This window comes from Streptomyces sp. CB01249 (assembly GCF_001905735.1).
Lineage (GTDB): Bacteria > Actinomycetota > Actinomycetes > Streptomycetales > Streptomycetaceae > Streptomyces.
This window is the reverse complement of record NZ_LISW01000002.1, coordinates 1522233-1542139: the sequence shown is the minus strand read 5'-3', so window position 1 is coordinate 1542139 and position 19907 is coordinate 1522233. Positions and strand designations below refer to the sequence as shown.

The window sequence follows — 19907 nt, the reverse complement described above, 5'->3', positions numbered from 1 at the left end:
GCTCACCTCGCCGCGTCGTCGGGTGGGCGGACCCGGCAGGCGCACGGGCGGCGGGGTCCGTCCCGCCCGTGCGTACCTGTCCGGTTCTACTCGTCCGTATGTACCCGATTCCGGCGGGGTCGACCAGCCTCGGGGCGCCGATCGGGTCGGCCACCACTCAACTGCCCGCCGCCGGGTGCGGCATGCGTCCGCGTGGGCGTCAGAGCGCGAGGCCGGTGAGGACGAGGACGCGTTCGTAGGTGTAGTCGTCCATCGCGTAGCGGACGCCCTCGCGGCCCACGCCGGACTGCTTGGCTCCGCCGTACGGCATCTGGTCGGCGCGGTACGAGGGGACGTCGCCGATGATCACACCGCCGACCTCCAGCGCGCGGTGGGCGCGGAAGGCGGCCTGGATGTCATGGGTGAACACGCCCGCCTGGAGCCCGTACTGCGAGGCGTTGACGGCGGCGAACGCCTCGGCCTCGCCGTTCACCTTCTGCACGGAGAGGACCGGCCCGAAGACCTCCTCGGTCGCGAGGGTGACGCCGTCGGGCAGTCCGGCGAGGACGGTCGGGGCGTACGTGGACCCGTCGCGCTTGCCGCCCGCGAGAAGCCGGGCGCCCGCCGCGACGGCCTCGTCCACCCAGGACTCGACGCGCCGGGCGGCGGCCTCGTCCACGAGCGGGCCGACGTCGGTGGTGGGGTCGGACGGGTCACCGGTGACCTGGGCCTCCACGGCGGCGACGATCCTCGGCAGCAGCCGGTCGTACACGGCGGCGTCGGCAATGACGCGCTGCACGGAGATGCAGGACTGGCCGCCCTGGTAGTTGGAGAAGGTCGCGATGCGGGTCGCGGCCCAGTCCAGGTCCTCGTCGGAGGCGTAGTCACCGAGGACGACGGCTGCGCCGTTGCCGCCGAGCTCCAGCGTGCAGTGCTTACGGGGCACCGAGTCCATGATCGCGTAGCCGACGGGGGCGGACCCGGTGAAGGAGATCACGGGCAGCCGCTCGTCCTGGACCAGGGCGGGCATCCGGTCGTTGGGGACGGTGAGGACGGACCAGGACCCGGCCGGGAGGTCCGTCTCGGCCAGCAGCTCGCCCAGGACCAGCGAGGAGAGCGGGGTCGCCGGGGCGGGCTTGAGGATGATCGGGACGCCGACGGCGATGGCCGGGGCGACCTTGTGGGCGCTCAGGTTCAGCGGGAAGTTGAAGGGCGCGATGCCGAGGACGGTGCCGCGCGGGAAGCGCCGGGTGAGGCCGAGGCGGCCGGTGCCCCCGGCGTCGGTGTCCAGGCGCTGGGCCTCGCCGCTGTTGAACCGGCGGGCCTCCTCGGAGGCGAAGCGGAACACGGACACGGCCCGCCCGACCTCGCCGCGCGCCCACTTGACGGGCTTGCCGTTCTCGGCGGAGATCAGCTGCGCGATCTCCTCGGTGCGCTCGGCGAGGCGGCGGGCCACGTGGTCGAGCGCGGCGGCGCGGACGTGGGCCGGGGTCGCGGCGAACTCCTCGCGCACGGCGTGCGCGGCGGCGACGGCCTCCTCGACCTGGGCCTCGGTCGGGACGGAGACCGTTCCGACGAGGCGCCCGTCCCAGGAGTTGGTGACGTCGAAGCTTTCCTCGCCGGTGGCCTGGCGGCCGGCCAGCCAGAAGGCGTGGGTGGAGGTCATGGAGTTCCGGCCCTTCGATGGCGTGGGGTGTGTCGGCCCCCACGGTAGGGCCGCCGGGGCCGCCTGGCGTTTGTCCTGGGTGGAGCAGAGCGGCGCAGGGGCGCGCCTTATTGGCCAGGGCCGGTCAGGCCCCGGGGGGCGTGGTGACCTTCAGCGCGAGCCAGAGCTCCATGCGGACGTCCGGGTCGTCCAGCGAGCGGCCGAGGATCTCCTCGACCCGCCGCATCCGGTACCGCAGGGTGTGCCGGTGGACCCCCAGGTCGGCGGCGGCCGCGTCCCACTGCCCGTGGTGCGAGAGCCAGGCGCGCACCGAGGCGACCAGATCGCCGCGGCCCTTGGCGTCGTGCTCGTACAGCGCGCGGAGCATTCCGTCCGCGAAGGCCCGCACCGCGTCGTCCGCCAGCAGCGGCAGCACGGACCCGGTGGCCAGCTCCGCGTGCTCGACCAGCGCCCGGCCCCGGCGGCGGGCCACCGAGAGGGCCTGTTCCGCCTGCTTGTACGCGGCGGACACGGCGACCGGGCCCGCCGGTGCGGACATGCCCACCACGACATCGCTCTCCTGGGCGGCGGCCGGTTCGCGCGGGGTCAGCTCGTCCTGCGCCTCGGCGTACGCCTGGCAGGCGGTCACCGCGGCTCCGCCGTCGGCGGCCAGCACCAGGAGGCGTTCGCCCTCGGGGACCATCAGCAGGGTCTCGCCGGACCGGTCGGCCGCGGTGTCGAGCGCGTCGGCCAGGAGCGCCGTGGCCGAGGGGTCCTGGCCCTCGGCGATGAGCAGCCGGAAGGGGGCGTCGAGCAGTCCGCCGTAGAGGTCCCCGGCGACCGCGCGGGCGTGGTCGGGCTGGCCGGCGAGAAGCATCCGCAGCACCGCCGCGCCGAGGCGCTGTTCGGCGCCCTGGAGGGCGCGGGAGCGGGCGGTGGTGAGGGTGAGCAGGGCGACCGCCGAGTGCACGGCGTACCGCTCGGCGGTGCCGAGGGCCGCCCCGGTGCCGACGGCGAGGGCGCCGCGGACCCGGCGGCCGGTGCCCAGGGACTGGAGCTCGACGCGGTCGTCGGTGTCGCCGACGACCATGCTCGCCGGGGCGGGGCGGGCGCGCAGCCGCTCCACCTCGGGGGTGAGCCGGGCGGCGCGGCGGGCCGCCCAGTCGGGGGCGGCGGCCACGACGGCTCCGGCGGCGTCGTAGAGGGCGGCCCAGCCGTTGACGTGGGCGGCGAGGCGGGTGAGGAGGGCCGCGGGGCCGTCCCCGGCGAGCGCCGCGCTCGTGAGCTCCCGCTGCGCCTCGAAGCCGGCGGTGACCGCGCGGTACTGGTCGGCCGCGATCTGCGAGGAGACGGCCTTGGCGATGGCGATGAAGGGGGTGCGGCGGGGCACTTCGAGCAGCGGCAGCCCGGCCTCCTCGGCGGCGCCGATCAGGGGCTGGGGCACCTCGTCGTAGTTGACGCCGACGGCGAATCCGAGCCCGGCGACCCCGGCGTCGGCGAGCCTGCGCACGTAACGCCCCATCGCCTCCGGGTTCTCCGCGTCCAGGTTGGTCGCGGTGACCAGCAGCAGTTCGCCACCCTCCATATAGGGGACGGGGTCGGTCAGCTCGCTGGCGTGCGCCCAGCGCACCGGGGTGCCGAGGCGGTCCGCCCCCGCGCGCACCGTGAGTTTGAGCGCCGAGTGCTGGACGAGCGAGGCGAGCGTGGGCGGCATGGGGGTGAGGGCCTTCGGCAGGGGGTGATTTCGCCGTCCCGTATGAACGGCTCACTTCGATTCTGCCAGGGTGGCAGAGTCCCTGTCACCGCTGCCACTCGTGTCCCGCGCGCCCCTGCCGCCCCTCCCCCTCAGCCGGCCAGCCGTACGAGCAGCGGGGGCATGTGCGCGCCGTCCACGGTGGTCAGGGAGAGCACCGCGTGGCCGTGCGGCAGTTCGTAGGCGAGCGCGGAGGCGGACCACCGCTCCCGTTCGACCTGGCGGACGGTCACCGCGTCCGTGGTGACGGCCTTGCCGGTGGCCATCTTGCGCAGCGAGTGCAGGGCGCGGGTGAGCGGCTGGTCGGCGAAGACGCCGTGCTGGGCGACCTCGCGGACCTCCACCCACTCCTTCCCCCACGCCTCCGCGAAGCGCTTGCCGTCCCAGGTGGTGAGGCCGGGGAAGACCATGGCGCAGCCGAACGCCCCGAGCAGCGCCGTGTGCAGCCCCTCCGGCACGTCGTCCAGGGTGCGCAGGGCGAGGACCGCGCCCGCGTTGACGGAGCGGAGGCGGCGGATGCCCCGGACGGTGTCGGCGGTGACGGTGTGGGTGGCGTCGTCCAGGACGAGGCAGACGAACAGCGAGCGGTCGGTGCGGGCGGCGGTGACGGCGTTGAACTGGGCGAGCACCAGGCGGGCCAGGATGCGGGACGCCTCGGCGTGGCCCCGCTCCGGCAGGTCGATGCGGACCCGCAGCGGGTGGCGGCCCAGGGAGCGCAGCGAGAACGGCCGGGCGTCCTCGCCGGTGGCGAAGAACCCCGCGAAGGCGGGCCGGTCGAGCGTGGCGATCCGGTCGGCCAGGACGGCGGCCGGGTCGGCGCCGCCGCCCGCCTGGCGGGCCCGGGCCTCCAGCTCGCGCAGCATCGCCTGGTGTCCCCCGGCCTCCAGGGCCTGGCGCAGGGCGCCGAGCGCGGCGGCGGAGCCTTCGAGGAGTTCGCGCAGTTCGGGTACGGAGGGGAAGCGGCCGTGGACCGTGCGGAACGGGCCGAGCAGCTGCCCGAGGGCGGTCGCGGCGCGCCGGGTCTCCAGGGCGGGGATGTCCCCGGCCAGCCCCTCGGCGAGGGCCGCCGCGGCCTCGTCCGGGTCGGTGGTGCCGCCGTACAGGTCGAAGTCGTGCAGGGAGGCGGGGTCGCCGATGCGGATGACGACGTCGTAGGCGTCGTCCGGGCCGAGCCCGCCGCCCGCCCCGCCGACGGCGAGCACCGCGGCCTGGCCGGTGAGCGCCCGCAGCGCGAGGGCCTCCACGACGGGCCGGACGATCCGGTCGGTCTTGCCGGAGCCGGGCGGGCCGACGGCCAGCAGGGAGGTGCCGAGCGAGGCGGGTTCCAGCGCCAGGCCGGAGCCCCGGCGGGGGTAGGGGTTGCGCGGGTCGTCGGCGCACTCCCCGATGCGGACCTGGCCGGTGAGCGGGTCGTGGGTGGCGGTGCGCCGGGGCACGTCCCGGAGGCCGGAGGGGTGCAGGAAGGCGTCGGCGCCCTTGCGGAGCACGGTCTCGGTGAAGGAGGCCAAACGGTCGGGGCGGCCGCGCGCCCCGGTCCAGGCGTGGCCCACCCGCACGCAGTCCACGTCGTTCATCCGGCCCGCGTACACGGCGGCAGTCAGCGCCTCGGCGGCGTCGGCGGAGCCGGCGGCGCGCAGCTCGGGCCACTGGGCGCGGAGGGGGCCGTCCGCCGGGGCGGGGGCGGTGTCGTTCGCGTCCTGGGGGCGTCCGGGTGCGCGTCCGGCGCGGAGGTCGCGGAGGGCGTCTCCCCAGTGCGCGGCCCGGGCGATGGGCCACACGACGATGGCGGTGGTCAGCGCGTAGCAGGTGTAGGCGGCCACGGTGGCCTTCAGCTGGTCGCCGCTGAGCAGCCAGCCCTGCGCCGACCCCATGAGCACGAGCAGCAGCGGCACCTTCGGGGTCCAGGCCAGCCACAGCAGCACCACCGCGGCGGCCACCGACAGCGTCAGCCTGAGGCGTTCGTACCGCTCACCGGCGAAGTACCGCAGGACATGGGCCCAGCCGCCGAGCCGGGCGGCGTAGAAGCCCAGGATGAGCACCAGGACCTCGTAGTAGAGGGTGGTCGAGTCGACCACCAGGCCCGGCGCGTCCTCCCGCAGACCGCCCAGGACCCACCACTTGGGCCCGGTGATGATCTCGATCGGCTTGAACACATAGGGGACGGCGCGCGCCGAGAGCAGCAGCCACAGCAGCAGCCAGAGGATCAGCGTCGCGGCCGGGCCGACCAGCGAAGGGCGGGGCGGGCGCTCGGCGGGGCGGGGCGTGAATCCGTACCGCCAGACGCCGGGCGCGGCCTCGGGGCGGGGGGCGTTGAACCAGTCGGCGGTGGGCGAGGCGGTGCCCGGGGCCGGGGTGTGCACGAGGGGCTGCGGCGCGGCGGGGGGCCGGGCGGGCGGCGGGACCGTGGGCGGGTAGGCGGGCGGGGCGGCGGGGGGCGGACCCGCCGGACGCGGTACGGAGCCTTCGGCCCGTGCGCCCGGCGGCTGCGCGCCCCGCGTGTCCCACGCGCCGTGCGTACCGTCGTTGTCCATGAACCGTTGCCCCCTTGACCAGCCAGGTCCGTCACTGCACCGGTCAATCTAGTGCGCGCACACGGTGAGTTCAGCAACGCGCCCGGATAGTGACCGCCGGGATCCTGCCCCGTACCCCCGCGCCGCCTTCTGTCCTTCTCGGACAACGACACGTACGCGACCACTACCGATCGGAGCATGCCCCGCCCCCGGTACCGCGCCTAGCCTGCACAACGAAGAAGCGTCCGAAACACCCCCAGGAGCCCCGCATGACCGAAATCCCGCAGGAGCGCCGACTCGTCACCGCCATCCCCGGTCCGAAGTCGGTCGAGCTGCAAGACCGCCGGCTCGCGGCGGTCGCCGCGGGCGTCGGCTCCACCCTGCCGGTGTTCACCGCGCGGGCGGGCGGCGGGATCATCGAGGACGTGGACGGCAACCGGCTGATCGACTTCGGGTCCGGCATCGCCGTGACCTCGGTCGGCGCCTCCGCCGAGGCCGTCGTGCGCCGGGCCTCCGCGCAGCTGGCGGACTTCACCCACACCTGTTTCATGGTCACGCCGTACGAGGGGTACGTGGAGGTCTGCGAACGGCTCGCGGAGCTGACCCCGGGCGACCACGCGAAGAAGTCGGCGCTGTTCAACTCGGGCGCCGAGGCCGTCGAGAACGCGGTGAAGATCGCTCGCGCGTACACCAAGCGCACCGCGGTCGTCGTGTTCGACCACGGCTACCACGGCCGAACGAACCTCACGATGGCGCTGACCGCCAAGAACATGCCGTACAAGCAGGGCTTCGGTCCGTTCGCGCCGGAGGTGTACCGGGTGCCGGTGGCGTACGGCTACCGCTGGCCGACCGGCGCCGAGAACGCCGGCGCGGAGGCGTCCGCCCAGGCCATCGACCAGATCACCAAGCAGATCGGCGCGGAGAACGTCGCCGCGATCATCATCGAGCCGGTGCTCGGCGAGGGCGGCTTCATCGAGCCGGCCAAGGGCTTCCTGCCGGCCATCGAGCGGTTCGCGAAGGACAACGGCATCGTCTTCGTGGCCGACGAGATCCAGTCGGGCTTCTGCCGGACCGGCCAGTGGTTCGCCTGCGAGGACGAGGGCATCGTCCCGGACCTGATCACCACGGCCAAGGGCATCGCGGGCGGCCTTCCGCTGTCGGCCGTGACCGGCCGCGCCGAGATCATGGACGCGGCGCACGCGGGCGGCCTCGGCGGTACGTACGGCGGCAACCCGGTCGCGTGCGCGGGCGCCCTCGGGGCGATCGAGACGATGCGCGAGCTTGACCTGAACAAGAAGGCGAAGCGCATCGAGGAGGTCATGAAGGGCCGCCTCGAAGGGATGCGCGCGAAGCTGCCGAACGGCGGGCTGATCGGTGACATCCGGGGCCGCGGCGCGATGATCGCGATCGAGCTGGTGAAGCCGGGTACGAAGGACCCGCACCCGGAGGCGGCGACGCGGCTCGCGAAGACGTGCCACGCCGAGGGCGTCCTCGTCCTGACCTGCGGTACCTACGGCAACGTGCTGCGCTTCCTGCCGCCGCTGGTGATCGGCGAGGACCTGCTGAACGAGGGTCTGGACGTCCTGGAGGGCGCCTTCGCGGGCCTCTGATCCCCGGATCGCGTGCGGGCCTGTGAAGAAAAGGTGGGGGGCCGATGGCGGGATACCGTACCCGCTATCGGTCCCCCTTCCCCTGACGTACGGTTTCCGCAGATGAGAGAAACACCCCGCCCGCAGGGGACTGCGGGTGAATCCGGGTCGGAGCTTCCTCGGCACCGTCCCGGGCGTGCTTTCGCGCACACCACTGGGGCATCACGCTCCGGAACTCCTCACCGATCGGATGGCCGCCCGCCCCACACCCCCCGGGGCGCGCGGCAAACCGGTCCACTCGTCCGCTCCGGAACAACCCCCCCAGTTCCGGGGCGGACGGCTTTTTTCTTCTCCCTGGTGTCGGGCCTGTCGGCCCTCTTCGCGCTGACCACCTGGCAGATCGCCGCCGACGGCCCGCTGCGCGGCCTCGACGAGCGCGCCGGGCGCGCCCTCGTCGGCCACGGCCCCCGGTGGCTCACCGAATTCCTCGCCGATCTCGGCAACATGCAGGTCGCCCTTCCGGTGCTGGCCTGTGCCCTCGGCTGGTCGGTGCTGCGCGGGCGGCGGTGGGAGGCGGTGGCCGCGGCCCTCGCGATGGCGGCGGTGCCCCTGCTCGTCGTACCGCTGAAGGACTGGATCGCCCGGCCCGGGCCGCTGACGGAGGCCACCGGCTACTACCCGTCGGGGCACGCGGCAACGGCGGCGGTGGCGTACGGGGCTTCGGCGCTGCTGCTCGCCGGGCGCGGGCGGCACCTGTGGATGATGCCCGTCATCGCCGTCCTGCTGACGGCGATGACGGGCATCGGTCTGGTGCTCCGCGGCTATCACTGGCCGCTGGATGTGCTGGGCAGCTGGTTCCTGTGCGGGCTGCTGCTCCTGCTGTTGTACGGGGTGCTCAGCCGAAGTAGGCGTCGAAGTTCTTCGAGAACTCCCAGTTGTTGAAGCGGTCCCAGTTGACGGACCAGGTCATCAGGCCGCGCAGGCCCGACCAGGTGCCGTGGGTGGCGTAGGAGCCGCAGTCGGTCTTCTTGGTGAGGCAGTTGAGCGCCTTGGTGACCTCGGCGGGCGAGGTGTGTCCGTTGCCCGCCTGGGTGGAGGCCGGGAGGCCGATCGCGACCTGGTCGGGCCGCAGTCCGGGGAAGACCTTCGTCTGGTCACCGGCGACGGGGAAGCCCGCCAGCAGCATGTCGGTCATCGCGATGTGGAAGTCGGCGCCGCCCATGGAGTGGTACTGGTTGTCCAGACCCATGATGGAGCCCGAGTTGTAGTCCTGGACGTGCAGCAGGGTGAGGTCGTCGCGCAGCGCGTGGATCACCGGCAGGTAGGCACCGGCGCGCGGGTCCTGGCCGCCCCAGGGACCGGAGCCGTAGTACTGGTACCCGAGCTGCACGAAGAAGGTCTCCGGGGCCATGGTGAGGACGAACTTCTCGCCGTACTTGGCCTTGAGGGTCTTCACCGCCGAGATCAGGTTGACGATCACCGGGGTGGTGGGGTTCCGGAAGTCGGTGTCCCCGGTGTTCAGCGAGAGCGAGTGGCCCTCGAAGTCGATGTCCAGACCGTCGAGGCCGTACTCGTCGATGATCTTGCTCACCGAGGAGACGAACGTGTCGCGGGCGGCGGTGGTGGCGAGCTGCACCTGGCCGTTCTGGCCGCCGATGGAGATCAGGACCTTCTTGCCGGCGGCCTGCTTGGCCTTGATGGCCGCCTTGAACTCGGCCTCCGACTCGACGTTCGGGCACTCGGTGACCGGGCAGAGCTTGAAGCGGATGTCGCCCGAGGTGACGGAGGTCGGCTCACCGAAGGCCAGGTCGATGACGTCCCAGGAGTCGGGCACGTCCGCCATGCGCGTGTAGCCGGAGCCGTTGGCGAAGCTGGCGTGCAGATAGCCGACGAGCGCGTGGGCCGGCAGCTGGCTACCGGTACCGCCCTCGCTGCCCTTGCCGGTGGTCGCCGAGACCGCGGCCGACTTGGCGGACTCGCCCGCCTCGTTGACGGCGCTGACCTGGAAGCTGTACGCGGTGGAGGCGCTGAGTCCGGTCACGGTGGCCGAGGTCCCGGTGACGCTCTGGACCTTGGTGCCGCCCTGGTAGACGTTGTAGCCGGTGGCCCCGGAGGAGCCCGTCCAGGACAGGGCGACCGAGGAGGAGGTGACCGTGCCGGTCTTGAGGGCCGTGGGGGCGGAGGGCAGCACGACCGGGTCGCCGCCGGGGCCGATGAGGCTGATGTCGTCGGCGTAGTAGGCCGGGGTGCCGTACCAGCCGTGCGTGTAGATGCTGACCGAGGTGGTGGAGGGCCCGGTCGTGAAGGTGGTCGTGAGCTTCTGCCAGCCGGGGGCGGACTGTGTCCAGGTGGAGACGTCCGTCGTGCCGGTGCCCGAGGCGCCGAGGTAGACGTAACTGCCCTGCACCCAGGCGCTCAGCGTGTACGTCGAGCCGGGCTTGACCTTCACGGACTGGGAGCACTGCGCGTTGTCGCTGCCGGCCGGGGTGGCCTTCAGCGCCGAAGTCCCGCCGTGTACGGGGGTGCTGACGGCCGCTCCGCTGCCGCCGGAGCAGTTCCAGCCGGACAGCCCGGCCTCGAAGGTGCCGTTGGCCGCCAGCTCGGCGTCGGCCGCGGCGGCGGTGGGCGCCGAGGCGGCGAGACCGCCCGCGGCGAGCAGAGCGGCCGAGAAGGCGGCCACAAGTCCGGTCATGCGGGCGGGGGGTCTTGTGCGTTCCACAACGGCCTCCGTACAGGGGGGAATTGGTGCGGCGCGGGGAATTGATGCGGCGCGCACAACATGGTCCAGACCAATCGGGTTGTCAAGACCTCTGGCACGGTCAGACCCCCTCGCCGCCTGCGGGGCCCGCCGCCGCCTCGTGCATCGCGAGCTCCAGGAGCGTGGCGTCGGTGAGGGTGCCCGAGCCGTCCGGCGGGACGAGCCAGCGCACCTTTCCGGCCGGGCGGCCCGGGTGCGGGACGACGATCCAGGTGCCGCTTCCGGCCCCCCGGATGCCCGTGCCGACCCAGCGGGCGACGGTGCCCGGCGGGACGAAGAAGCCCATCCGGGACTCGCCGAAGTCCGCGAGGACCGGTCCCGGCCGGTCGATGAGCCGGGTGAGCACGTCGAGGGTGGGATAGCCCAGCTCCCCCGGCAAAATCAGTACGTCCCAGCGCCTGCCGGCGGGCAGCAGCGCGATCCCCCGCGGATCGCGCTCCCAGTCCCACCGGCAGGCGACCGGGTCGGGCGCCGCCGACGCCAGCCACTCGACCGCTGCCCTGACCTCCGAGCCCTTCATGGCCCGCCTCCGTAGTCCGTGTCGCGCCGGCCGGGCGGCGGGCGCGTTCACGGGAGAGAGCGGGTCGGCGGCGATCCATGACGCGGGTTCGGCTACTGATTGGTAGTGATCTGGGTCACGCCGGACCGTTGTCAGTGGCGGGTGGCAGACTCCGGAGCATGGAACACATGGGGGACGTGCGCAGTGTCGAAGACCTCGTCGAGCTGGCCGGCCGCGGCGAGAAGGTGAAGTACCTGCACTTCTGGGGGCACCGGCCGCGCCCGGACGGCAGCATCGGCGCGAGCTGCCTCAGTCAGTGGTGGCCCTCGCCGTTCACGGTCGACGGCGTGACGTACGCGTCGGCGGAGCACTGGATGATGGCCGGCAAGGCCCGGCTGTTCGGCGACGCGGAGGCGGCGGAGCGGGCGGTGGCGGCGAAGACCCCGGCCGAGGCGAAGAAGGTCGGCCGACTGGTCCGGGGCTTCGATGACGCCGTCTGGAAGCGCGAGCGGTACGGCCTGGTGGTGGCGGGCAGCGTGCACAAGTTCGGCCAGGACCCGGAGCTGGGCGCGTTCCTGCAGCGCACCGGTGACCGGGTGCTGGTGGAGGCGAGCCCGATGGACCGGATCTGGGGCATCGGGCTGGCGGCGGACGACTCGCGCGCCGAGGACCCGGCGGAGTGGCGCGGGCTCAATCTGCTCGGGTTCGCGCTGATGGCGGCCCGGGAGGAGCTGCGGGCCTAGGGCCTGTCCGGCGGTACAGAACGGCGCGCGGGGCGGCGGAGGTGTCCCCCGTCGCCCCGCGCGCCGTGGTGCCGGTGCGCTCAGGCCCGTAGGGAGAAGTGGCCCAGCGGCGGGAGCTCGCGCGCCTCGGCGACGAGCGAGACGGGCGCGGGCTCGTAGTCGGACCCGCTGTCCTCGTCATCGAACTCGTCGTTGGTCACGAGCCAGATGAAGAGGCCGAGGAAGGCCGCGCTGACGACGATCCCGATGGAGCCGAGGATGATCCCGGCCAGCGCCACGCCCCCGTTGTCGGCCTCGCCCCGCTGGGCGCGGCCGCGGCCGATGATGCCGAAGATCAGCGCGAGGATGCCGAGGACGATGCCCACGCCGTACATGCAGAATCCGGCCGTCGCGATGATGCCGAGCACCAGGGCGGCGATGCCCATCCCGTTGGCGGGCGCCGGTCCGCCCCACGGGTTTCCGTAGCCGGGGTAGCCCGGGTAGCCGTACTGCGGCGCCTGCCCGGCGGGGTAGCCGAACTGCGGGGGCTGGGCGCCGGGGTAGCCGTATCCCGGAGCCTGCGGGCCGGGATAGCCGTACTGCGGCGGGGTGCCGGGGTAGCCGTCCTGCGCCGGGGCGCCCGGGAAGCCGTCCTGGGGCGGCGGTCCGGCCTGGCCGGGGCCGTTCGGCCCGACGGGCGGCGGGGGCACGGCGCCGGGGGTTCCGGGCGCTCCCGGGGTTCCGGGCGCCGCCCATGCGGCGGGCCCGGTCTGCGGCGTGCCGAATCCGGTGGGCTGGACCGGTCCCGTTCCGACGCCCGGCAGGGAGGTGACCGTCTGCTGGTCGTGCACGGCGGGCGGGCGAGGCGCGCCGGATATGCCGTCGCCGGGCACGGCGTCCGCCGGGGCGTCGGGGCCGGGGGTCCCGGCGCCGGGCTTCTTGTCCAGGGGCACGCGGGCCGCCGGGCTGTCCGAGGGCTCGGGGCTGCCCGAAGCCGCGGGGGTGCGCCGCTCCGGCGGTGCCCAGGGGTCGACCGGTGCGGCCCCGTCCGCAGGCTGATCTGTGTTGTCTGACATGGGCCTCCCCCATCGTGATGCGGTCATGCTACGGGCCCGTCCTACGATGACTCCCGTCCCCCGCCCCGGTCGCCCCATGACCGGGGCCCGTCACACTCCACGCCCACGGAGGCCCCGATGACCGACCTGCACCCCTTCATCGCGGGGCTGCCCAAGGCCGAGCTCCATGTCCACCACGTCGGTTCGGCCTCCCCCCGCATCGTCGCGGAGCTGGCCGCGCACCACCCCGACTCCAAGGTCCCCACCGCCCCCGAGGCGCTGGCCGACTATTTCACCTTCACCGACTTCGCCCACTTCATCGACGTCTACCTGTCGGTCGTGGACCTGATCCGCACCCCGGAGGACGTCCGGCTGCTGACGTACGAGGTCGCCCGTGACATGGCCCGGCAGAACATCCGGTACGCGGAGCTGACGGTCACCCCGTTCTCCTCGACCCGGCGCGGCATTCCCGAGCAGGGGTTCATGGAGGCGATCGAGGACGCCCGCAAGGCGGCCGAGCGGGAGCTCGGCGTCGTGCTGCGCTGGTGCTTCGACATCCCCGGCGAGGCCGGTCTTGAGGCCGCCGAGGAGACCACCCGGCTCGCGGTGGACCTGCGGCCCGAGGGGCTGGTGTCGTTCGGCCTCGGCGGCCCGGAGATCGGTGTGGACCGCCCGCAGTTCAAGCCCTACTTCGACCGCGCCATCGCCGAGGGCCTGCACTCGGTGCCGCACGCCGGGGAGACCACGGGCCCGCAGACCGTCTGGGACGCGCTGACCGAGCTGCGCGCCGAGCGCATCGGCCACGGCACCAGCTCGGTCGCCGACCCGAAGCTGCTCGACCACCTCGCCGAGCGGCGCATCGCGCTGGAGGTCTGCCCCACGTCCAACATCGCGACCCGGGCGGTGAAGGACATCGAGCAGCACCCGGTCCGCGAGATGGTCCAGGCCGGGGTGCTGGTCACGATCAACAGCGACGACCCGCCCATGTTCGGCACCGACCTGAACAACGAGTACGCGGTGGCCGCCCGCATCCTCGGCCTGGACGAGCACGGCCTGGCCGCGCTCGCGAAGAACGCCGTCGAGGCGTCCTTCCTGGACCCGGCCGGCAAGCGGACGCTGTCCGACGAGATCGACACGTACACCGCCAACTGGCTGACCCGCGCCGGACGCTGACGTACCGGCGGTGACAATGGCCCCATGCCCACGCCCACGCCTGTCACCGCCGTCGCGCATCGCGGCGATCCGTACCGTGCCCGCGAGAACACCCTCGCCTCGATCCGCTCCGCGCTCGAACGCGGGGCGGACGCGGTGGAGATCGACGTCCGGGTCACCCGGGACGGGGTGCCGGTCCTGCTGCACGATGCCACGCTGGACCGGCTGTGGGGTCATGACCTGCGGCTGGACCGGCTCAGCCACCAGGAGCTGACCGAGCTGACGGCGGGCGGGGTGCCGACGCTGCGCGAGGCGCTGCTCGCCGTCGGCGCGCACCGCGTGATGATCGATCTGCCGGGCTCCACGCCGGAGTCGGTGAAGCGCACGGTGGGCGTGGTGCGGGAGTGCGGGGCCGGTGAGCGCGTGTACTACTGCGCGGGGCCCGAGGCGATGCTGCGGGTGCGGGCGGCCGACCCGTCGGCCGAGATCGCGATGACGTGGACGACGCTCGCTCCCCCGCGTGCGGCGCTGCTCGAAGCGGTCCGGCCGCGCTGGCTGAACTACCGGTTCGGGCTGGTCAGCCCGGAGCTGACGGACCGCAACCACCGCGACGGGCTGCTGGTCTCGGCGTGGACCGCCGACACCGGCCGGACGATGCGCCGCCTGCTCGCGTACGGCGTGGACTCCGTCACCACCAACCGGATCGACGTGCTCCGCAAGCTGATCGACCGGCACGGGGCCGGGCGGAGGCCGTGATAAGCCCCCGCACGGTCTGGCGCCGGATACGGGAGACCGGCGGTCCGGGTCCCCGGGCGACCGACATCGGCGTGGTCCTGCTGGTGCAGGCGGCGGTGTCGGTGCCCTGGGTGCTGCCCCGCGATCCCCGCCTCGAACCCGCGACGCCGGCCGCGTATCTGCTGACCACCCTGACCGTGCTGCCGCTGCTGTGGCGGCGCCGGGCCCCGGTGCGGGTGCTGCTGGCGGTCATGGCGGCGCAGGGCCTGTACGGGCTCGCTGTCGACGGTCCGGGGCAGACCCTGCCGTACACCGGTCTGGTCGCCCTCTACAGCGTCGCGGCCTACGCCCCGGCACGGGCCCGCCGGCTCTGCGGGGCGCTGACCCTGGCGATCGTCTTCCCCTCGGTCGCGTTCAACACGGGCGAGGCCAGGGAACTGGTCTTCTCCCTGATGGTGTTCACGGCGGCCTACGGGTTCGGCCGGTTCACGGACACCCGCCAGGCGTACACCAGGGCCGTCGAGGACCGGGCGCGGCAGCTGGAGGTCACCCGCCGGATCGAGGCCGAGCAGGCGGCGGCCCGGGAACGGGCCAGGATCGCCCGGGAGATGCACGACATCCTGTCGCACGCGGTGAGCCTGATGATCGTGCAGGCGGAGGCGGGACCGGTGGCGGTCCGTACGGCTCCGGAGCGGGCGGAGGCGGCGTTCGACGCGATCTCGGAGACCGGCAGGGACGCGATGGTCCAGCTGCGCCGGATGCTCGGCGTGCTGCGCGAGAGCGAGCAGGGGCCCGGCGCGCCCCGCTCCCCGCAGCCGGCCCTGTCCGAACTCCCGGCACTGGTGGAGCGGGTACGCGCCAGCGGCCTGGCGGTGACCCACACGGTGACCGGTCCGGAGCGCCCGCTGCCCCGGGACACCGACAGCGCCGTGTTCCGGATCGTGCAGGAGGCCCTGACCAACACGGTCAAGCACGCCGCCGCCTCCGAGGCCGCCGTCCTGCTGGCGTACGGGGAGAGCGACCTGACCGTCTCGGTGACCGACGACGGCCGCGGCGGGGGGACGGGCACGGGCACCGGGCACGGCCTGATCGGCATCCGGGAGCGGGCGGCGGCGCACGGCGGCAGCGCCCGGACCGGTCCGGGGCCGGGCGGACGGGGATTCCGGGTCGACGTCACGCTCCCCCTCATGCCGGTAACGTCCTCGGTGGAGGTGGGGAGTTGACGATCCGTGTCGTGGTGGCGGACGACCAGGAGCTGGTCCGCAGCGGGTTCGCGATGATCCTGGACGCCCAGCCTGACATCGAGGTGGTGGCCGAGGCGGGCGACGGGGCGCAGGCGGTGGAAGCGGTGCGCCGACTGGAGCCGGACGTGGCCCTGCTGGACATCCGGATGCCCGTCCTGGACGGCATCGGCGCCTGCCGCGAGATCAGCGCCCGGACCGCCTGCCGGACGGTCATGCTGACGACCTTCGACTCCGACGCCTACGTGTACGAGGCGCTGCACGCCGGGGCGAGCGGCTTCCTCCTCAAGGACGTCCGCCGGGACGATCTGGTGCACGCGGTACGGGTGGTGGCGGCGGGCGACTCGCTGCTGGCGCCCTCGGTGGCGCGGCTGCTGATCGCCGCGTACACCGCGCGCCCGGCGCAGGCGGCGGCGGTCGCGGACGAGCGGCGGCTCGGTGTCCTGACCGCCCGGGAGCGCGAGACGCTGCTGCATCTGGCGCGCGGTCTTTCCAACGCGGAGATCGCGGCGGCGATGGTGGTCAGCGACCACACGGTGAAGACGCATGTGGGCAACGTGCTGTCCAAGCTGGGCCTGCGCGACCGCATCCAGGCCGTCATCTGCGCCTACGAGACCGGGCTCGTCGCTCCCTCGCCGGAGGGAGCACCGCCGTCCTCCTCCCCCGCGCAGGGGAGGAACGAACCCGCCGGGAACCCCCCGCTCCGGTGATCCGCGCAGGGCCTCCCGGTCCGCAGGATGGGATCGACAACGGCGCGGTCGACGGGACTTCGCCGCCACGGATCTCCCTGCCTGGAGGCATCACGATGAACGCCCGCATCCGCCGTACCGTCCTCGCCGCCGCCCTGGTCGCCGGTCTCGCGGCGGGCGCCGCCGGCCCGGCCCTCGCGACGGGCACCCCGGCGCACGCCACCGCCCCAGCGGCGGCCGGCACGGACACCGGGGCGCTGCGCGACCTCATCGCCGGGCTCCCCGACGAGGGGGCGACGGCCGCCCTGATCCGGCTGGGCGGCACCGAGGGCGCGTGGCGGGGTTCCGCCGGGGTCCACGACCTGGTGACGAAGCGTCCGGCGGACCCGGACGCGCGGTTCCGGGCGGGTTCGGTGACCAAGGTCTTCACCGCCGCGACCGTTCTCCAGCTCGCCGCCGAGCGGAGGCTGAGTCTGGACCGGCCGGTGCGCTCCTACCTGCCGGAGCTGATCCCCGCGGCGTACGGGGCGGTCACCGTACGCCAGTTGCTGAACCACACCAGCGGGCTTCCGTCGGCCGACTATCCGGGCGACACGGTGGAGGAGTGGTACGCCAACCGCTTCCACCGCTTCGACGCACGCGAGATGGTCGCCTCGGCCACGGCCAAGAAGCCCGAGTTCCCTGCGGGGACGCGGCAGCACTACCTCAACATCAACTCCACGGTGGCCGGGCTGCTGATCGAGAAGGTCACCGGGCACGCCTACGAGGCGGAGGTGTCCCGGCGCATCCTGGCCCCGCTGGGTCTGCGCGACACGTCGTTCCCCGGCGCCGATCCCCGTATCCACGGCCCGCACAACCACGGGTACCAGCGCATGAAGCAGGCGGACGGCACCACCGTTCTGCGGGACGTCAGCGTGTGGAGCGCGACCGACGGCTGGGCGGCGGGGGACATCATCTCCACCACCGCCGACCTGGAACGCTTCCTGACCGCGCTGTTCCGGGGCCGGGTGGTGCGCGGACCGCTGCTGGAGGAGATGTTCACGCTGCCGAACCCCTCGGTGCGCGACTTCGTGACCGGCAGGGCGCCCGCGTTCAGCGCCGGTCTGTCCACCTGGAAGCTGGGCGGCCGCCAGGTCTGGGGCAAGACCGGCGGCCGCTGGGGCTACAACTCGGGCATCGGCGCCACGCGCGATCTCTCCCGCACGCTCGTCTACAGCATCAACTCCACGGACGCGAAGGCCGAGGGGGAGAACGCCCTGGTCATGGGCGTGGTCTCGACGGTCTTCGGGGAGCCGTCGGCCGACTGAGTCAGGCGGCCACCGGTTCGCGCTCCGGGGCCTGCTCCATCGCCTCAAGGCGCTTGATCTTGCGGTGCACGATCAGCAGCGGAATCACCCCGAAGACGCCGAACGACATGTCGATGATCGACCACCAGAACGGGATGTCGCGGATCGGGCCGCAGATCAGCGCGAGCGGGATGATCCCGGCACAGGCGATCATGCCGAACTCGATCACCCAGATGTTGCGGACCGGGTCGCGGAAGGGCCCGTAGAAGGCGACCGCGATGACCAGGTGGGCGAAGGCCAGCCAGTCGGTGCCGTACAGCACGAAGGGGTACCGGGCGTCGGCCTCGTCCAGGCCGGTGCGGACGCGGGTGATCCACTCCAGCAGATCCGGGAAGTGCTCGGGGACGGGAGAGGCCGAGGACGTCAGCAGATCCTCGGTCCACCGCAGTTCGTGGACGAGCGGGAAGGCGGTCAGCCCGCTCAGAACCAGACAGACGATGAAAACGACCAACCACACGCGTATACGCCTGCGCAAGGCGCGTTGCTCGCTCATGTCCGCAGCGTACGCCCGCATTTACCGGCTCTTTACGCCACCCCCGGTATAGGGCCGCACGACCCGCGCCCCCGTGCGAACCGGCCGGTTCGCACGGGGGCGCGGGGGTGGTCGCTCAGCCCTCGATGGACGTCATCACGTGCTTGATGCGCGTGTAGTCCTCGAAGCCGTAGGCCGAAAGGTCCTTGCCGTAACCGGACTTCTTGAAACCGCCGTGCGGCATCTCGGCGACCAGCGGGATGTGCGTGTTGATCCAGACGCAGCCGAAGTCCAGGTTCTTGGACATCCGCATCGCGCGCGCGTGGTCCTTGGTCCACACCGAGGAGGCCAGGGCGTACTCGACGCCGTTCGCCCACTCCACGGCCTGCGCCTCGTCGCGGAACGACTGGACGGTGATGACCGGGCCGAAGACCTCGTGCTGGATGATCTCGTCGTCCTGCTTGAGGCCGGAGACGACGGTCGGGGCGTAGAAGTAGCCCTTGTCGCCGACCCGGTGGCCGCCCGCTTCGACCCGGGCGTGGGCGGGAAGGCGCTCGATGAAGCCGCTGACCTGGGCCAGCTGGTTGGCGTTGTTGAGCGGGCCGTAGAGCACGTCCTCGTCGTCCGGCAGGCCGGTCTTCGTGTCGGCGGCGGCCTTGGCGAGCGCGGTGACGAACTCGTCGTGGATGGACTCGTGGACCAGCACGCGGGTGGCGGCCGTACAGTCCTGCCCGGCGTTGAAGTAGCCCGCGACCGAGATGTCCTCGACGGCCTTGGCGATGTCGGTGTCCTCGAAGACGACGACGGGCGCCTTGCCGCCGAGCTCCAGGTGGACCCGCTTGACGTCCTTGGCGGCCGACTCGGCGACCTGCATGCCCGCCCGCACCGAGCCGGTGATGGAGGCCATCGCCGGGGTCCGGTGCTCGACCATCGCGCGGCCGGTGTCGCGGTCGCCGCAGATGACGTTGAAGACGCCCTTGGGCAGGATCTGCCCGATGATCTCGGCGATCAGCACGGTCGAGGCGGGCGTGGTGTCGGACGGCTTGATGACGACGGTGTTGCCCGCGGCGAGCGCCGGGGCGAACTTCCAGACGGCCATCATCATCGGGTAGTTCCACGGCGCGACCTGCGCGCAGACGCCGACCGGCTCGCGGCGCACGATGGAGGTCAGCCCCTCCATGTACTCACCGGCCGAGCGCCCCTCCAGGAGCCGGGCGGCGCCGGCGAAGAAGCGGATCTGGTCCACCATCGGCGGGATCTCTTCGGTGCGAGTCAGCCCGAGCGGCTTGCCGGTGTTCTCGGACTCGGCGGCGATGAGGTCCTCGGCCCGCTCCTCGAACGCGTCCGCGATCTTGAGCAGGGCGCGCTGGCGCTCGGCCGGTGTGGCGTCGCGCCAGGCGGGAAACGCGGCCGCGGCGGCGGCCATCGCGGCGTCGACGTCGGCGGGGCCGGAGAGCGGCGAGGTCGCGTAGACCTCCTCGGTCACCGGGTTGACCACGTCGATCGTCCGCCCGTCGGCGGCGTCCCGGAACTCCCCGTTGATGTAGTTGCGCAGACGGCGTACCTCGGCGGTCACGGCCACCCCTCCTCGTATATGTCCAATGGGTGAGACGACCAGCGTAGTCGGGCCCCGGTGTGCTGTGCCGGGCAAGGCGTCCCCCGGCTCCCGGAGCGGCCCGGATGCGCCCGATCGAGTGGGAAGAGGCGGGCCCGGGCCGCGTGCTGTCCGCTCACCGCGATCCGAATCCTTACGGTGCCGAGT

General features: G+C 73.2%; 16 protein-coding genes. 8 read left to right on the top strand and 8 right to left on the bottom strand.

All coding sequences use genetic code 11. From position 1 onward, the window contains the following. Positions 1 to 199 precede the first annotated feature (199 nt). The 3 genes from AMK18_RS15450 to AMK18_RS15440 all read right to left on the bottom strand — a co-directional run bounded on the left by AMK18_RS15450 (position 200) and on the right by AMK18_RS15440 (position 5908). A complete protein-coding gene (locus tag AMK18_RS15450) occupies positions 200 to 1645 on the bottom strand; it encodes an aldehyde dehydrogenase family protein (protein WP_073863174.1) in 1446 nt (481 codons plus the stop codon). Positions 1646 to 1769: 124 nt separating this feature from the next. Continuing rightward, positions 1770 to 3338, bottom strand: a complete 1569-nt coding sequence (locus AMK18_RS15445; protein ID WP_073863173.1) for a PucR family transcriptional regulator — start codon at positions 3336 to 3338, stop codon at positions 1770 to 1772. 131 nt (positions 3339 to 3469) lie between these two features. Next, the gene (locus AMK18_RS15440) at positions 3470 to 5908 is read right to left on the bottom strand and encodes an ATP/GTP-binding protein (RefSeq protein ID WP_073863172.1); all 2439 of its coding nucleotides are present in this window, start codon (positions 5906 to 5908) and stop codon (positions 3470 to 3472) included. 248 nt (positions 5909 to 6156) lie between these two features. On the opposite strand from AMK18_RS15440, the gene gabT reads away from it, so the two are divergent. Then, positions 6157 to 7497: a 4-aminobutyrate--2-oxoglutarate transaminase gene (gene gabT, locus AMK18_RS15435; protein WP_073863171.1), complete on the top strand. Its 1341-nt coding sequence runs from the start codon at positions 6157 to 6159 to the stop codon at positions 7495 to 7497. Between the two features lie 102 nt (positions 7498 to 7599). Beyond that, the gene (locus tag AMK18_RS15430; protein ID WP_241836563.1) at positions 7600 to 8418 is read left to right on the top strand and encodes a phosphatase PAP2 family protein; all 819 of its coding nucleotides are present in this window, start codon (positions 7600 to 7602) and stop codon (positions 8416 to 8418) included. On the opposite strand, the gene AMK18_RS15425 is transcribed toward AMK18_RS15430, so the two are convergent. Next, complete coding sequence (locus AMK18_RS15425; RefSeq protein WP_073863169.1) at positions 8372 to 10195, bottom strand: chitinase; 1824 nt, start codon at positions 10193 to 10195, stop codon at positions 8372 to 8374. The genes AMK18_RS15430 and AMK18_RS15425 overlap by 47 nt on opposite strands. A gap of 100 nt (positions 10196 to 10295) precedes the next feature. Beyond that, the gene (locus AMK18_RS15420; RefSeq protein WP_018102349.1) at positions 10296 to 10754 is read right to left on the bottom strand and encodes a hypothetical protein; all 459 of its coding nucleotides are present in this window, start codon (positions 10752 to 10754) and stop codon (positions 10296 to 10298) included. Positions 10755 to 10921: 167 nt separating this feature from the next. On the opposite strand from AMK18_RS15420, the gene AMK18_RS15415 reads away from it, so the two are divergent. Then, positions 10922 to 11476, top strand: a complete 555-nt coding sequence (locus AMK18_RS15415; protein ID WP_073863168.1) for an NADAR family protein — start codon at positions 10922 to 10924, stop codon at positions 11474 to 11476. Between the two features lie 80 nt (positions 11477 to 11556). Here AMK18_RS15415 and AMK18_RS15410 read toward each other — a convergent pair whose 3' ends face one another. After that, positions 11557 to 12531: a DUF4190 domain-containing protein gene (locus AMK18_RS15410; RefSeq protein ID WP_198957004.1), complete on the bottom strand. Its 975-nt coding sequence runs from the start codon at positions 12529 to 12531 to the stop codon at positions 11557 to 11559. Positions 12532 to 12648: 117 nt separating this feature from the next. Between AMK18_RS15410 and AMK18_RS15405 the strand changes: the two genes are divergently transcribed. From AMK18_RS15405 to AMK18_RS15385, 5 genes are all read left to right on the top strand, one after another. Next, positions 12649 to 13683, top strand: a complete 1035-nt coding sequence (locus AMK18_RS15405) for an adenosine deaminase (RefSeq protein WP_018102352.1) — start codon at positions 12649 to 12651, stop codon at positions 13681 to 13683. A 24-nt stretch (positions 13684 to 13707) separates the two neighbouring features. Then, the gene (locus AMK18_RS15400; protein WP_073863166.1) at positions 13708 to 14418 is read left to right on the top strand and encodes a glycerophosphodiester phosphodiesterase; all 711 of its coding nucleotides are present in this window, start codon (positions 13708 to 13710) and stop codon (positions 14416 to 14418) included. Beyond that, positions 14418 to 15620: a sensor histidine kinase gene (locus AMK18_RS15395; RefSeq protein ID WP_338014064.1), complete on the top strand. Its 1203-nt coding sequence runs from the start codon at positions 14418 to 14420 to the stop codon at positions 15618 to 15620. The genes AMK18_RS15400 and AMK18_RS15395 overlap by 1 nt, the downstream gene beginning before the upstream one ends. Beyond that, positions 15617 to 16348 (top strand): response regulator, encoded by a 732-nt coding sequence (locus tag AMK18_RS15390; protein WP_073863165.1) that lies wholly within the window; start codon positions 15617 to 15619, stop codon positions 16346 to 16348. The genes AMK18_RS15395 and AMK18_RS15390 overlap by 4 nt, the downstream gene beginning before the upstream one ends. Before the next feature lie 95 nt (positions 16349 to 16443). After that, on the top strand, positions 16444 to 17634 hold the full coding sequence (locus tag AMK18_RS15385; RefSeq protein WP_073863164.1) for a serine hydrolase domain-containing protein: 1191 nt from the start codon (positions 16444 to 16446) through the stop codon (positions 17632 to 17634). 1 nt (position 17635) lies between these two features. Here the strand turns inward: AMK18_RS15385 and AMK18_RS15380 are convergent, their stop codons facing one another. Next, positions 17636 to 18166 carry a hypothetical protein gene (locus AMK18_RS15380; protein ID WP_026171417.1) on the bottom strand — a complete coding sequence of 177 codons (531 nt, stop codon included), beginning with the start codon at positions 18164 to 18166 and terminating at the stop codon, positions 17636 to 17638. Between the two features lie 115 nt (positions 18167 to 18281). Then, positions 18282 to 19721, bottom strand: a complete 1440-nt coding sequence (locus tag AMK18_RS15375) for a gamma-aminobutyraldehyde dehydrogenase (protein WP_073863258.1) — start codon at positions 19719 to 19721, stop codon at positions 18282 to 18284. Positions 19722 to 19907: the final 186 nt, after the last annotated feature.